Source organism: Streptomyces sp. NPDC005728 (assembly GCF_040630895.1).
In the GTDB taxonomy this organism is placed as follows: domain Bacteria; phylum Actinomycetota; class Actinomycetes; order Streptomycetales; family Streptomycetaceae; genus Streptomyces.
Map to the genome: position 1 here is coordinate 20,591 of NZ_JBEXYL010000084.1, position 14,419 is coordinate 35,009.

Genomic DNA, 14,419 nt, shown 5'->3' on the forward strand with positions numbered 1-14,419 from the left:
GCTCGCTCTCGACGGATTCGACTGGCACCCGCTATAGAGGTCAGAGGTCGCGCGTCCGTACGTGCAGGTGACCGGCGGCGGGGTAAGCGGGCGGTGCCGCGGGCAGGGGTCTGGTCAGTTCGTACCGGCTCTTCTGCGCGACGCGGCATGACGCTGTGTTGTCCACTTGGTGCAGGAGTTCAAGGCGCGTCAGTCCGTCACCGGGGAAGGCGGTGAAGGCCCAGTCCGTGAGCGCCTGCAGTGCTCGGGGCGCCACTCCCCGGCCGCGCGCATGCGCCGCGGTCCAGTAGCCGACCTCGGCGGACGAAGCGCCCGCGGTGACGTTCTTGAGGACCACGTGACCCGCCAACTGTCCCTCATTACCCGGAGCTTGAGTCTCCACGATGGCGAATCCGAAGCGGTCTCCCGTCTCCCATCCCCGTTGCTGATCCTGAACCCACCGTGCCGCGCTCGCTTCGTCGTTCACAGCTGAGCTCGTCCAGCGGCGCAGGGCGTCATCCCAGTCCAGCTCAACCAGGCCAGCAGCGTCCGCCGGGTTCCAGGGACGAAGTATGAGAGCGGGAGCTGACGGTGTGGCGTCTGCCTCCAGTCGTGCAGCGATCTTGTCCACCGGTCGAGAGTATGTGGCCGCTCTGGCTTTCAGTGCTTCGTTGGGCTGTGCGGCGCCGCCGCGATGCTGTGGTGTCATCGAGCCGCCCATAGGCCCAGGGCTGTGACGGACCATTCGATCACCGGGGCGAGGCGTTCCGGTGCCGGCCAGTCGTTGATCAGCGCGAGCAGCTGGAAGTACTGGTCTCTGCGTGGATCGCTCGCGGCTTCCAGACGGTGCAGCAGCCACCGGTGCAGCTCGGTGTCATCGGGGCGGCCGTAGGCGAGCGCGCACTGGGCGGTGAGCGCCGCGACGACAGAATCAGCCTGGGGCGAATCCGGGCTGATGCCGGACGCCACGGCTGGTCCCACGAGATCACTGGCGATGGCGACCATGTCCGGGCGCGGAGGGGTGGGGGTGTCGTCGGGCAGGCCGGCCACATGATCTTCGGCCAGGCGTCGCACACTGGTGCGGAAGTCCGGGTCCAGGGACAGTTCGGCTAGTTCCACCCATGCCCTGACCTGCTCGTCTGTGGGGTTGTCGGGGAGCTCGGGTGTCATGGAGCGCCGAGCTGCGGCGTGGTGGGAGCCGCTGTGCGGACCGTCGAAGACGGTGTCGAGGAAGTCGTCCATCAAGTGTCGGCGTTCGGCTTCGGACAGTGTGGCCAGCTGGTGCATGAGTTCCATCTCCTTGGGGGTGGGCTCGCGTTTGGCGGCGGCCGTCAGCACCGCCCGTCGCAGACGCAGGATGCTGATCTGCACGTCCAGCGCCGAGGCGTGCTCCGCGGCGACTTCGCTGAGCGTGAGTTCCTGATCCACGACCCGCCGGATCATGTCGAGGCTGAGTCCCAGTTCTCGCAGTGTCCGCACGAGGGCAAGGCGAGCGACGGCCTCCGGGGCGTAGCGCCGGTAGCCAGCGTGGGTGCGGTCGGCAGGCGCCACGATGCCGCGATCGGAGTAGAACCGGATCGTCTTGACTGTCAGCCCAGTGCGCTGGGCCAGTTCACCGATCGAGTAGAGGGTGCCGCCGTCCATGAGCCCACCTTCCTGTCTCCCCCTGCAGGAGACTCAAGTCTGCGCCCTACGTCTCCACGCTCCCCCCTGCTCGCCTTCTGCTTCTGGAAAGCGCGAACGCCCCGGCGTTGCCCTACGGTGACGCCATGGCAAGGGACGGAGTGCCCCGGCTGAGGCTCGTGGTGGTCGCCGATGACCGAGACGCAGGGCCTCGGTTGTGCCGCGGGTGCGGTGGTCCGCTGATGCCGGCGGCGAGGGTGACGGCGGAGTTCTGTTCGTCGGCCTGCCGGTCGCGGCACTGGCGGCGGATGCGGCGGGCTCGGGCGAGGACCGAGGCGGTGATGGCCGGCGTGACGTCCGTCTGTCCGGAGTGCGGGACGTCATGGACGGTCGGGGTCGAACATCCTGCCTCGGCAAGGTACTGCTCTCCCGGCTGCCGCAAACGGTCCTGGCAGAGGCGGCGCACGCAGCAGCGCGGAGTGTGAGGCCGCGCATCTGGCGAACACAGGACCGCTCCACGTGCCGGGCCGCACGCCCATTCCGGCGACCGGGGGCCGCCGGATGGTGCGAAGTGACGGGCTTCCAGGGCAAGTTGACGGCATAGACAGGGTGCCGCACCCGGGCCCGTGGGGGTGGTGTCCGGATACCCGCAATGATCGGCAGTGTGACCCGGGACCGCTACGACGAGCTGGTCAAGCAGGGCCGGGACTGGGTCGCCACAATGAGCGGCGCCCAGTGGCGCCTCGGGGATGCGGCCCTGGAGATCGAGCCGATGCGCCCGTATGGCGGTGCGAACCCGTCCGGGAAGGACGACCTGTTCACCGTCAGCGAGGCCATCCGCATGTTCGCCGAAGACGTCGGCCTGGCCTATACGACAGTCCGCAGTTACCGGTGGGTGTCCTCGCGCTGGCCGAAGGAGCGCCGACGGGCGGACGTCTCGCACACCATCCACAAGGTCCTGGCCAGCATCCTCGATGAGCAGGAACGTTTCGAGGCGGTCAACAACCCTCCGCCCAGCTCGCGCGGAGGCCCCGCGAGGTGGACGCACGACAGCGCGAAGCGGGTGGTGGGCTGGAAGGTCGACTCTCCGGAGAGCGTCCAGGAGAAGGTGGAGGCGATCCATGACCTGGCCGCCGACGACGCGGTCGCGGCGGTGGTGACTACCGACTTCCTGCGCCGTCCGGCGGTTGCCTCGAAGGCCATGGCCGATGACACCGCCCGGCACGCAGTGAACGAGGCCCAGTTCGATCGGTTCCGCCAGCAGGCCCAGTTCGTGCACGAGGAGGCCGCCCCGCAGCTGCAGCGCATGGAGCACAGCGCGCAGTTCATGGACCTGGTCGCGGCCTGCGCGCAGTTCGTGGCCACGGCCGGCAGGATCGTTCCGAATCTGCGCGGCGAGCACTACGACGACGGCGAGCGGGAGACGATCGGGCGGGGACTTTCGCGGGTACGGGCCGCGGCGGATTGGATCGAGAACGCCGTCACCCGCGGCGAGGTCGACCTGGACGAGCAGCTGGAGAAGCTGCTGAAGGGTTCGGGTGAGTAGGCGATGGGGCGGGGGGCCCCGCTCACGTCCACGCCGAAGCGATCCTCAGCGCCCTGCAGGAAGCCCGTCCCGCCGGCCTGACTATCGGCCAGCTGATGTCTGCCACCGAACGCACCCGCGCGCAGGACCACACCGGGCGCACGCATCTGCGCAAGGTCGCGGCGGCGAAGAGTCTGCCGCCCGTGACCTGGGACAGGAAGTGGGGATACCGGCTGCTGGACAACGCGCCGGAGGTGTGGATCGGTTACGAACGGGCGTTCTTCGAGACCGTCCACCACCGGGTGGAGAACTTCATCGCCGGGACCCTCCTTCCGTATCAGAAGAAGACCCCTGAGGACCCCTACGACCGCACGGTCATGGCGCAGATGGGTGCGATCGAGTCCACCCTTCAGCTCCTGGCCAACCTGGAGTGAACCGAAGCACGAGAGGCAACGGGCCGCGACCGTCCCGCAGTTGGCCCCATTCTCCGGTCGCGGCCCGGCACCGTCATGCTGCCCCGCTACCACTACCCCTCCGACACCAGCGACGTCGAATGGGGCCTGCTCAAGGCCCTTCTCCCGACTCCCGCTTGTCAGACCCCCAAGGGGGGTGCCCCGGAGAAGTGGCCCCGGCGACGCGTGGTCGATGCGATCCGCTACATCACCGACAACGGGGCGAAGTGGAGGGCACTGCCCTCCGACTTCGGCATCCCGTGGCGCACCGTGTTCGGGTACTTCGCCCGCTGGGCAAAGGCCGGCGTCCTCAAGCGGATCCTCGACCAGCTCCGCCGACGGCTGCGGTTGCGCCGCCGGCGCTGTCCCTGGCCGGTCCGGGTGATCGTGGACTCCCAGTCCGTCAAAGGTGCGGAGACTGTGTCGAACGCGACGCGCGGGTACGACGCGAACAAGCATATAAATGGGCGGAAGCGACATCTCCTTGTTGACCAGGACGGCCTGCTCGTCGACCTGCTCGTCACCCCTGCCGACGTCCAGGACCGCGACGCGGCCCGCATCCTGCTAACCCGCCTTCATGCCGAGCACCCCGAAATCGTCCTGGTCTGGGCGGACAACGGCTACGGAGGCGAGGAGTTCAGCACCTGGGCCCAGGACAGTTTAGGCATCACGATCAAGGTCGTCCCCCGTCCCAAGGACGCCAAGGGCTTCGTTCTGCTGCCGAAGAGGTGGGTGGTGGAACGGTCGAATTCGTGGACGATGCGGGCCCAGCGAAACGCCAGGGATTACGAGCGCCTGATGTCCCACGCTGAAGCCCACATCCATTGGGCCTTCGTCACGCTCGGGTCCCGCCGCCTGGCCCGCCCCCGCCGCCAGCCCGAGGCGCTGCTGGCCACCCTCGCCACCGCCTGAAGACCATCACACTGCCGCTGCCGTTCGGAACCGCGACCATCGACGCCCAACCGAACGGTAAGCCGGATCACCACAGCACTTCATGCCTCCGTGACCTGCGAAAAGAGGATGTGACACAGCTTCTCAGGAAGCAATGGCCTGGCGAGTTCTCACAGGCCATCCGGAACGATCCAACTCCACGTACCCCGCCCCATGCCCAGCTCAACGACCAACTGCCATGTAGGACACGATCTTAGATAAGAACTGATCTACTCCGCCGCCTTGGCCCACCGAGCAAGGCTCGCACGGGCGGTGACGGTGTGAGGGTGGTCAGAGCAGAACAGCTTCTGGTAGACCTGCAGCAGTGCGGCGAGCTGGTCACGGGCAGCGGCCGGATCCCCGGCCTCCCCAACCCACTGAGCCAGGCTTGCCCGCGCAGTGAGGGTATAGGAGTGCTGCGGACCGGAGACTTTCTCCCGTACCTGCAGCAGTGCGGCGAGCTGGTCACGGGCAGCGGCCGGATCCCCGGCCTCCCCAACCCACTGAGCCAGGCTTGCCCGCGCAGTGAGGGTATAGGAGTGCTCCGCGCTGAACACTTTCTCGTAGATCGGTAGCAGTGCGGTGAGCTGGTCACGGGCGGTCACAGGGTCGCCAGACTCGCCGATCCACCGAGCGAGGTCTGCCCGGACGTTGAGAGTGTAAATGTGCTCGGGGCTGCACACTTTCTCGTAGATCGGTAGCAGTGCGGCGAGCTCGTCACGGGCGGCCGCCGGATCGCCCGCCTCCCCGATCCACCGAGCGAGGTCTGCCCGGACGGCGAGGGTGTTGGGGTGCTGGGGGCCGAACCTCTCCTCGTAGGCAAGTAGCAGTGCGGTGAGCTGGTCACGAGCAGCCGCCGGATCGCCCGCCCGTCCAGTCCACCGAGCCAGGCTTAGCCGAAGGTAGAGCGGGTGCAGGTGATCCGGGCTGAACACCTTCTCGTAGACCTGCAGTAGTGCGGTGAGCTGGTCACGGGCGGCCGCCGGATCGCCCGCCTCCCCGATCCACCGAGTGAACTCTGCCTGGGCGGCGAGGGTGTTGGGGTGTTCGGGACCGAACCTCTCCTTGTAGGCCGATAGCAGTGTGGCGAGCTGGTCACGGGCGGCCGCCGGATCGCCCGCCTGCCCAGTCCACCGAGCCAGGCTTGCCCGGGCGGTGAGGGTGACGGAGCTGTCGGGGCCGAACTTCTCCTCGTAGGCGGGTAGCAGTGCGGTGAACTGGTCACGGGCAGCCGCCGGATCGCCCGCCTGCCCCATCCATGCAGCCAGATTTGCCCGAACGTCGAGAGTCTCGGAGGATTCGGGCCCGGAGACCTTCTGTCGCATCGGCAGTAGGGTGGCGTACTGGTCACGGGCGGCCGCCGGATCGCCCGCCTCTCCCGTCCAGCGAGCGAGACTGCCCCGAATGGTCAGGGTGTGAGGGTGTTTGGCGCCGAACACCTTCTCGCAGGCTGGAAGCAGTGTGGCGAACCAGTGTCGAGCGGCAACCGGATCCCCCGCCTCCCCGATCCACCGAGCCAGACTAGCCCGAACGTTGAGGGTGTCAGGGTGTTCAGGGCCGAACACCTTCTCGTAGACCGGTAGCAGTGCGGTGAGCTGGTCACGGGCGGCCGCCGGACCCCCCGCCTCCCCAATCCACCATGACAGGCTTTCCTGGACGGTGAGGGTGTCGGGATGTTCTGGGCCGAGGGCCGCGGAGAAAATGGCGGGCCAAGGCTGCCACCGTTCCCGTGCGTCCATAGCCGAACCGGCGAGTCGTTCGACGAGACTCTCAATCACTGCCGTGCTGTCGTGAGAGGCGTACCAGCGATGATGGGCTTCGGCCCGAATGGCGTATCGGTGTATTGAGTCCGTCGGGTTGTGTTGCTGGAGGGGAGCGAGGCCTTGGATGGCTCCAGCGAGGGCGGCGTGGTATTCGGCTGGCTCGATGGCGAATTGACCGACACGGGGGCGCAGTAGGTAGTCCTCGGCAAGGCTGGGGTGGAACAGGCCCACGTGTTCGTCTGGCTGACCCGGCTGGGTACGCGTGATCAGGCCCGAGACGCGGACGAGTACGTCGCGCACCTGGGTGGTGGTAGAGGGGCCGTGCAGGTGGCGGCTGGCAGCAACGAGTAGGGGCAGCGGCAGGATTGGGCCGGCGCCGGCCACGGCGAGCACGCCAAGGACCGGCCGTAGTTGCTCCCGCCAGACGGTTGGGTCGTCGGCACCGACGGCGATGAGTTCGCCGTCGTAGAGAGCGCTCAGGCTCAGCCGCACGTCATCGCGTAGCACAGCCGGGTCGAAACCGGGGCGCAGGACGCGGTCGGCGAGCAAGTGGGCGTGCAGCCAACTGCCAGCGGTCTGACGTACCAAAGCCGGAAAGTGCTCCTGGGAGACACCGCGGTCACGCAGGTACGCGCTGATGGTCTCGTCGCTGGCCCGCTCGGTGCTGACGTGATGGCTGCCAGCGGGGCTGGGGAAGCCGGACCGGGCGGTGACCACCAAGTGCAGCCCGTCATGCGCCGCACCCAGCGTGTGCAGCGTGCTATGGCGGGTCACGGCGGGCAGCTCATCGAGTGCATCGATCACCAGCCGCACGGCGGGGGGCGGGTCGACCAGCTCCAGCGGACCGATTACGTTCTCGTGCAGGGCGTCGAGGCCTTGCCGCTCCTCGGACGTCAGCCGACGCAGAAAGCGGTGCTGGGCATCGGCGAATCCTGGCACCGTCTCGGTCAACTGGGCGGCCAGGCTATGGGCGAGATCGGCGAGGGTGCTGGTGCGTGAAGCAAACACGATCGCCTGCACAAACTGGTTGGGGACTTGTCCCCGGCTAGCCTCCGGGTGGGCCAGCGCGGCAGCAAGGGTGGACTTTCCGCTACCTCGCGGGCCGACCAAGGCGACCCGCGGCGTGGCAGTGGTGGCGGCGACCAGTTCGCCAAGCACCGGGGTGGGCTGCAGGTGACTGGTCAGCTCGACGAGGCGGTCCCATACCGCGCCGCGGCCTCCTGCTCCGCCAGAGGTTACGTCATAGGCGGCGTTGTGAGCCCACCACAGCCCCCCGTCGCCGGACTGGGCCCAGTCGCCGCCGTCGTGGGTGATGCGCTGGGGGTGCTGTTCCCCTGCTGCCTTGAGTAACGGTTCGCGCAAGTAACGGGCGTCGACCGTGGTGCCAGCCGACGGTATCCCTTGGCGCAGCACATCGATCAGCGCCTTGGTGACCTTGCCGCCGTAGGCTGGCTGGTTGGCACTGGCCGTCAACAACTCATAGCGGCGCTGATGGCGCCCCAAGCCCACCTCCCGCCACTGGGCGGCTTGTGTCGCGCCCACCCCGGCATAGCAGGTGTCGAGCAGCACCAGCAACCCGTCCAGGTTGGCTGCCTTCCTAAGTTCGGCCTTGAGCCAGTGCGACAAGTGCACATCCTCGTCGGGATCGCCCTGGCCGCCGCCGTCGCGCGGAAGGAAGTAGAAGTCATCATCGATCGCGATCCCGTGGCCGATGATGGCCAATACCAGGGTCGATCCAGTGTCGTCGGCAGTCCGGAACGCCTCCTTGATCGCCGCGATCATCTCGGTGCGCGAGGGGTCCATGAGCAGCGGCCCCGACTCCAGCGCGCTGTCACAGTTGCCCAGCCGCGGGTCGATGAGGAGTGCGGCCAGATCCTGGGCGACCCCCGGCAGAAAGCTCAATGGTGCTTGGGCTGCACTCTGAGACCCAATGACCAGGGCGCGCCGGTATGCCCGCTTACTGGACATATCACCAGAATGGCGCTAAATGGGCGATGGTGCACATCTTCGGTAACGGAAGGAGCCGGCCATGGCCTCGATCGTGCTAGTTCACGGCATCGCCCAGGAACAGCTTTCAGCCGACGATCTGGAGAGCGACTGGCTGCCTTCCCTCGCCGGAGGCGTCCGAAACGCCGGCCACCCAGGGCTGGCCGACCAATTGTGGCCCCTGCGCCCCGATGTCCCCCGGCCTGCCCGCATGGCTTTCTACGGCAACCTCTTCCTATCCCCAGATCAGCAAGGGGCCGATACCGAGCTCGACAGCGAGCAACTGGACACAGCCGACGAGATCGCCTTCCAATGGCTCACCAACGCCCTGGACTCCACCCGCCCAAAAGACGCTGGCAGCGCCCGGTGGGAGCTGCAAGCACTGCAACGCGACCGCGCAGACGCTCAAGGACTCGGCGCCGCCGGCGGCCGCATTGTTGACGCGCTCGACCACATCCCGTGGCTCAGCCAAGCCGGACTGGCCGGCCTCGCCCGCATCAACAAGACCCTGGCCCAAATCGTTCGGTACCTCACCGAACCCGACATTCGCGCCCGCGCTATCGGCGAGGTCCACCGGCACCTCGACATCAACACCCGGGTCGTCATCGGCCACAGTCTCGGCTCGGTGGTCGCCTACGAAGCCATCCGCGCCCACCAACATCCGCTGCCCCTGCTGATCACCCTCGGCAGTCCCCTGGGGCTGAGCACCATTAATCGCCGGCTCCAGCACCCCCCGGCCTTCCCCCCGCGCCTAGCCCGCTGGGTCAACCTGGCCGACCGTGACGACATCGTCGCTGCCCGCCCTCACCTGGCCGCCGTCTTCGATGTCAACCGCCCACCCACGGCCCGATTCGTCAGCACCTACACCGTCGACAATGGAGCCCGCCCCCACAGCCCCGGCTTCTACCTCACCAAGACCACCACCGGCCAGGCCATCGCCGAGGCCATGAATCAATTCGGGACAGATTGATCATCGAAACGGACCACCGGCTGTGAACGGGAAACCAAAAGGATTTGTACTCGTCACCTGCAAGTCCCTCGCCCTCATCGAGTACGAGGTGGCTGACGCGACGCTGCGCCCGGACGACGCAATGCCCGTGAGCGACAAGGCTCGCTACAGCCCGTACGCGGTGGGCGCCGACATCGCGCACAAGGCCCGCAAGCTCGGGCACGGGGACGAGGAGATCCCCGTGGTTCTCGAAGAGACGCGTAAGCAGTTCGCCAGCCGTCCTCTAGACCGCCGCACGATCGCCGAGCTGGCCCTTGAGCACAACGCCTACTGTGACGACCTCGACGACGTTCGACGCCGGCAGCCCCGCCCCGCATCTGCGCCGTGCCTGATCTTCGACAAGGGCGGCCGTGGCCTGCTGCTGGTCGCCCAGCTCGCCGAGCGCTGGGGTACGCGGCGCACACACCCGCGAGGGAAAGGTCGTCTGGCCAGAACAGGCAGTCCCGTGTTCAGATGACGCCCTGGTCCGTCATGGCCTGTGCCACCCGCAGGAAGCCCACCACATTGGCGCCGAGCACGTAGTCGTCCGGGTCTGAGCCGTACGCCTCGGCGGTGGCACGGCAGTGGGTGTGAATGCCGCGCATGACCATGGCGAGCCGGGACTCGGTCTGCTCGAACGACCAGCTGTCGCGGGCCGCGTTCTGCTGCATCTCCAGTGCCGAGGTGGCCACGCCGCCCGCGTTGGCGGCCTTCCCGGGGCCGAAGAGGATCCCGGCCTCCCGGAACACTTCCACCGCCTCGGGTGTGCAGGGCATGTTCGCGCCCTCGGCGACGGCGAGGACCCCGTTCTTGACCAGGGCCACGGCGCCGTCGCGGAGTAGCTCGTTCTGGGTCGCACACGGCAGGGCGATGTCGCACGACACGTCGTACACCGTGCCACGGGCCGAGAAACGCGCGGTCGTCTTCGCCTCCGCATAGGTGGAGATGCGGGCACGGCGCACCTCCTTGACGTCCTTCAACAGCTCAAGGTCGATGCCGTCCTCGTCGACGAGGTATCCGGATGAGTCGCTGCAGGCCACCACGCGCCCGCCCAGGGCATGAACCTTCTCCACGGCGTACAGGGCCACCTTCCCGGATCCCGAGACCACCACTCGGCGCCCGTCGAAGCCGTTGCCGCGCGTGGCGAGCATCTCCTGGGCGAAGTACACCGCGCCGTAGCCCGTGGCCTCAGTGCGGGCGTGAGAGCCGCCCCAGGCCACCGGCTTGCCGGTGAGGACACCGGACTCGTAGCGGTTGGTGATCCGCTTGTACTGCCCGAAGAGGTAGCCGATCTCACGTGCACCCACGCCGATGTCTCCGGCGGGTACGTCGGTGTGCTCGCCCAGGTGGCGGTGGAGTTCGGTCATGAAGGACTGGCAGAACCGCATGATCTCGCCGTCCGAGCGGTCCTTGGGGTCGAAGTCCGCGCCGCCCTTGCCGCCGCCGATCGCCATCCCGGTCAGCGCGTTCTTGAAGATCTGCTCGAAACCGAGGAACTTCACGATGCCGAGGTTGACGCTCGGGTGGAACCGCAGCCCCCCCTTGTACGGGCCGAGGGCGCTGTTGAACTCCACCCGGAAGCCTCGGTTGACTCGCACGGCGTCGTGGTCGTCCACCCAGGGAACCCGGAAGATCAGCTGCCGTTCGGGCTCGCACAGTCTCTCCAGGATCCCGGTTTCGGCGTACTCGGGGTGCCGGTCGAGCGCGGGTGCAAGGGAGTCCAGTACCTCGGCAGCCGCCTGGTGGAACTCGACCTCCCCAGGGTTGCGCCGGCGGACCTCCGCGTAGACGGCCTCGATGTGCGAGCTGACGCTCATGGCTGTGTCCTGCTTTCCATGTCCTCGAATGGTCTGTCGCCCGTGCCCGACCGAGGCAGCCATGTGCTAGACGGCCGTCCCGGTCTGCGGCGCGTAAGGGATCCGCCCTCCGGAATACGCAAGGGCATGCGTCAGCCGCTCAACGCGATGTCCCGTTGAGCACGATCCGCCAGCCGGTTGGTCGCCCAAACGGCAGTCAGCGACGGAGCGTTGAAGATCGGCGAGAAACCCAACCGCGGCCGCTCTCGCCATACGATCCGCCGGCCGGTGGTCACGCTCGGCGGAGTGGAGCCGCATGCCGATCAGGACTGTGCGCGCCATGCCGGTCGTGGCAACCGTTTCGATTCCGTCGGCCCTGCGGTGACGCACGCTCCGTACCGGCCCGGTCAGGGTCGGCCGGCAGGTGAGTTCGTAGCGGCGCCCTTCCTTGCTGACCACGTCCCACCACCCCCGCTGGATGAGGACGAGGCGCTCCCCACCTCCCCCTCGGGCGTGGCCGGGTCCGGCCCGTAGGTCGCATCCATCCATGCAAGGCAGGCGGGGTCGGGGCGATCCGTCACCTCGGCCGCGGCGGCGGAGCGCGGGCGGTCGGTATGTTGATCGGGTCAGTGAATTGTGGGCGCCAGGGCGCTGTACCCGTTGTGGTCAGCCCAGTGGTCGTCGTGCTTGGTCAAAGGCGGTGCGCCGGTTCGTGCGTCCAGAGATCAACGCAGCGCGTCAATGGCTCGCACGATCAGGGCGCGGGCCTCGGCCCCGTACACGGCCATGGAACGCAACCGCTCGAACGTCTCCAGGTACTGGGCGACCTCGCCGGGCTGTGTCACGCTCACCTCGGCCGACACCAACTCCACCGACACGAGACGGTCGTCGTAGACATGGAAGGTCTCCTCAGGCCAGTGCGTGCGCCGGACCGCCATCGGGACGATGCCGAGGGACACCGCAGGCAGCGCTCCGGCGGTCAGGAGGTAGCCGAGCTGGGCGGCCATCGCGTCCGGGTCCGCGATCCGGTAGTGCAGCACTGGCTCCTCGATGACCACGACGAACCGGTGACCCTGCTCGTGGACGATGCGCGAGCGCTCGATGCGGGCGCGGGCGGCCGCGGCACTGTCGTCGACCGGGAGGCCGTGGACATCGGCGGCGATCCCGAGGACGGCGAGCGCGTAGCCCTCTGTCTGGAGCAGGCCGGGCACTAGGCCGGCGGAGTACAGGCGGTGGCACTCGGTCTCCCGGAACGCCTTCACACGGCTTTCCTGAATGTGGCGGAGCCCGGCGCGGACCTGGTCGCGCCACTGCCGGTACATCGACTCGGCGTTGAGGGACTGGACGACGAGGTCCTGCGCCTGGTCGTCGGCGCGGGTGGCAGCACACCAGCTGCGGATGTCGTTGGCCGACGGTCCGGTGAGGGCATTCTCGATACGGGAGGTCTTGGAGTAGTGCCAGCCGCACGCAGCAGCCAGCTGCACGACCGTCAGGCCGGCTTCCTTGCGGAGGTCGCGCAGCCGGTGGGCCACGGCTTCACGGGCGGCCTGGGCTGAGGAGGACGGCGAGGCGGGCATGGGCTGGCTGCTGGTGCTTTCTGGTCAGTGGATCTCGTACTGGGCGTGGGGAATGGCTCGGGACCAGACAGCGTCGAAGGCTTCCGAGCACAGCTTGACGGCGGCGGGCTCGTCGGAGATCTCGTGCCCGACCATGGCGCCGTTGCTGGAGAAGTAGCCCCAGCGGATGACGCGGTCGTCGAATAGCCAGAAGTCATTGCTGGGCAGGGCGATATCGGATGCTCGGTGGCGGGGTAGCCACCGCACGTCCTCGCCCGCCTGCACGTTGACGACGGTGGAGGCGTGCTCGTAGCGGATGTAGTCGGAGACGGGTTCGGACACGATGCGGGCCCGGCGCACGGCGACGCCGCGTGCGGTGGCCTGGGAGACGAGGTCGACCCAGGGAGCCCAGTCCGGCGACGCCGGGTCGGTGTCGAGCTGGCCGGTCTCCAACCACACCCTGAAGTCATCGGCCTCCTGGGCGACGCCGTAGTGGTCCCGCATCTCAAGGTGCACGGCCGAGCGCGTGCACTGGCCCATGAGCTCAGCGATCGTCGGTTCGCTCGACGACATCGCACGCCTCCCTGATCATCTGCACCATCCGCGCCGGGATCCGGATCACTGCCTCATCGGCCGGGATACCCACCGCGTGCCCCGGAACCTCGAACGCTGCGCACTCTGCTTCCAGTTGGGGGTTCGGCTTCCAGCCCTGGAAGACGAACTCCTGCTTCTCCTCGTCGACCCACACGGTGGGCGAGTCTGCCGTCTTCGTGTCGGGGTCGATCCCGATGAACCGTAGTGTCACCCTCTGCTCCGTCCACGCGATGTGCAGTTCTTTGCGCCACCGTCGCTCGGTCGGGACAGCCGGTCAAGGGCGCGATTGCGACAGCTGTGCGGCTGCTTCACGGTGCCTGCAAAGATCTGCACATCGCTAGTCCTGCTGCACATCACGCTCCTAGCTTCGGCAGATACAACGAAACCCCGGCGGGGCGGTGCAGCCTCCCGGGGCGTGGCCGACTGCAAGGAGTCGACGTGACGCACCGTACCGCCCCGCCCGCCCCAGCCACAGACCTGGACCACATGCCGCCCTGCATCGCCACGATGCGTACCACCGCGCGCCAGCTCCTCGCCGAAGACGCCAAGCCCGTCTGCCCCGAAGAGCTGGAGACGCTCCGGCTCGCGCTACGCGGGCATATCCAGCTGCTCGTCCCCGTCATCGAGGCGTTGACCCTCGGCCTGCCGAATGACGACGTCCCCAAGGCGTGCGCGCTGGCCTGCACACGCGAGGCCAAGATGCGGCTGCGCCTGGGCGTGGGCGGCTACCCCCCTGTGCGCATGTCCGTCGCCATGAAGCTGGCCCGCTCGGTCAACGCCCTGTGCGACCACTACGAGAACCTCACCAAGGACTGAAGGTCCCCAGACGTCCGCGCATCTACCAGCACAGCTCCAAGGAGACGCGCGGAGACAGACCCTCAACCCCCGAGGGCAACCGTCCATACCAGGAGGACAGCGTGACCGTCGCGTTAGAACGTCCCACCGCAAGTCGCACCCGCGATCCACAGGAACTGCTCAACGCGGTCGCACCTCACATCACCGAGCTGACCGTCAACGTCTTCGACTCCGGCATGAGCCTGTGGGACCGCGAGATCGCGCTGCTCCTGCGCGACCACACGATGGTCCGTGACATGGCCGAACGAGTCCTCGGCAACGCCGTCATGTACGTCATGGGCTCCATCGAGAACCCCGACGTGCACCTCGGCGTCGGCAAGCTCGTCGACATCGGCGTCCACCAGCTCATCCTCGACACACCCGTCTGGTGGG

Annotated in this window: 13 protein-coding genes and 1 pseudogene; 7 read left to right on the forward strand and 7 right to left on the reverse strand. The window is 67.8% G+C overall.

The features are described 5' to 3' along the window. Positions 1–40: 40 nt before the first annotated feature. Together ABZ471_RS37075 and ABZ471_RS37080 are read right to left on the reverse strand one after the other, a co-directional pair. Positions 41–610 (reverse strand): GNAT family N-acetyltransferase, encoded by a 570-nt coding sequence (locus tag ABZ471_RS37075; protein ID WP_359072838.1) that lies wholly within the window; start codon positions 608–610, stop codon positions 41–43. A 74-nt stretch (positions 611–684) separates the two neighbouring features. After that, positions 685–1,623 (reverse strand): MerR family transcriptional regulator, encoded by a 939-nt coding sequence (locus ABZ471_RS37080; protein ID WP_359072840.1) that lies wholly within the window; start codon positions 1,621–1,623, stop codon positions 685–687. Between the two features lie 631 nt (positions 1,624–2,254). On the opposite strand from ABZ471_RS37080, the gene ABZ471_RS37085 reads away from it, so the two are divergent. The 3 genes from ABZ471_RS37085 to ABZ471_RS37095 all read left to right on the forward strand — a co-directional run bounded on the left by ABZ471_RS37085 (position 2,255) and on the right by ABZ471_RS37095 (position 4,491). Then, positions 2,255–3,148 carry a DUF6192 family protein gene (locus tag ABZ471_RS37085; protein WP_359072842.1) on the forward strand — a complete coding sequence of 298 codons (894 nt, stop codon included), beginning with the start codon at positions 2,255–2,257 and terminating at the stop codon, positions 3,146–3,148. Positions 3,149–3,243: 95 nt separating this feature from the next. Then, a complete protein-coding gene (locus ABZ471_RS37090; RefSeq protein ID WP_359072844.1) occupies positions 3,244–3,561 on the forward strand; it encodes a hypothetical protein in 318 nt (105 codons plus the stop codon). Positions 3,562–3,636: 75 nt separating this feature from the next. Continuing rightward, on the forward strand, positions 3,637–4,491 hold the full coding sequence (locus ABZ471_RS37095; protein ID WP_359072845.1) for an IS5 family transposase: 855 nt from the start codon (positions 3,637–3,639) through the stop codon (positions 4,489–4,491). Positions 4,492–4,739: 248 nt separating this feature from the next. Here the strand turns inward: ABZ471_RS37095 and ABZ471_RS37100 are convergent, their stop codons facing one another. Next, positions 4,740–8,174 carry a tetratricopeptide repeat protein gene (locus ABZ471_RS37100; RefSeq protein ID WP_359072847.1) on the reverse strand — a complete coding sequence of 1,145 codons (3,435 nt, stop codon included), beginning with the start codon at positions 8,172–8,174 and terminating at the stop codon, positions 4,740–4,742. Positions 8,175–8,301: 127 nt separating this feature from the next. Here ABZ471_RS37100 and ABZ471_RS37105 point away from each other — a divergent pair, with 127 nt between their 5' ends. Together ABZ471_RS37105 and ABZ471_RS37110 are read left to right on the forward strand one after the other, a co-directional pair. Next, on the forward strand, positions 8,302–9,228 hold the full coding sequence (locus tag ABZ471_RS37105) for an alpha/beta hydrolase (protein WP_359072849.1): 927 nt from the start codon (positions 8,302–8,304) through the stop codon (positions 9,226–9,228). A gap of 22 nt (positions 9,229–9,250) precedes the next feature. After that, positions 9,251–9,724 (forward strand): hypothetical protein, encoded by a 474-nt coding sequence (locus ABZ471_RS37110; RefSeq protein WP_359072850.1) that lies wholly within the window; start codon positions 9,251–9,253, stop codon positions 9,722–9,724. Here the strand turns inward: ABZ471_RS37110 and gdhA are convergent. The 4 genes from gdhA to ABZ471_RS37130 all read right to left on the reverse strand — a co-directional run bounded on the left by gdhA (position 9,717) and on the right by ABZ471_RS37130 (position 13,403). After that, positions 9,717–11,063 (reverse strand): NADP-specific glutamate dehydrogenase, encoded by a 1,347-nt coding sequence (gene gdhA / locus ABZ471_RS37115; protein WP_359072852.1) that lies wholly within the window; start codon positions 11,061–11,063, stop codon positions 9,717–9,719. The two genes, ABZ471_RS37110 and gdhA, sit on opposite strands and share 8 nt — an antisense overlap. A 704-nt stretch (positions 11,064–11,767) precedes the next feature. After that, a complete protein-coding gene (locus tag ABZ471_RS37120; protein WP_359072854.1) occupies positions 11,768–12,619 on the reverse strand; it encodes a helix-turn-helix transcriptional regulator in 852 nt (283 codons plus the stop codon). Positions 12,620–12,643: 24 nt separating this feature from the next. Then, the gene (locus ABZ471_RS37125; RefSeq protein WP_359072855.1) at positions 12,644–13,171 is read right to left on the reverse strand and encodes a DUF6879 family protein; all 528 of its coding nucleotides are present in this window, start codon (positions 13,169–13,171) and stop codon (positions 12,644–12,646) included. Continuing rightward, positions 13,143–13,403 (reverse strand): hypothetical protein, encoded by a 261-nt coding sequence (locus ABZ471_RS37130; RefSeq protein ID WP_359072857.1) that lies wholly within the window; start codon positions 13,401–13,403, stop codon positions 13,143–13,145. The genes ABZ471_RS37125 and ABZ471_RS37130 overlap by 29 nt, the downstream gene beginning before the upstream one ends. 227 nt (positions 13,404–13,630) lie before the next feature. Between ABZ471_RS37130 and ABZ471_RS37135 the strand changes: the two genes are divergently transcribed. Further along, entirely contained in the window at positions 13,631–14,008 is a 378-nt protein-coding gene (locus tag ABZ471_RS37135; RefSeq protein ID WP_359072859.1) for a DUF6415 family natural product biosynthesis protein, read from the forward strand. 101 nt (positions 14,009–14,109) lie between these two features. Beyond that, positions 14,110–14,419: pseudogene (locus tag ABZ471_RS37140) on the forward strand (hypothetical protein); the annotation flags it as partial.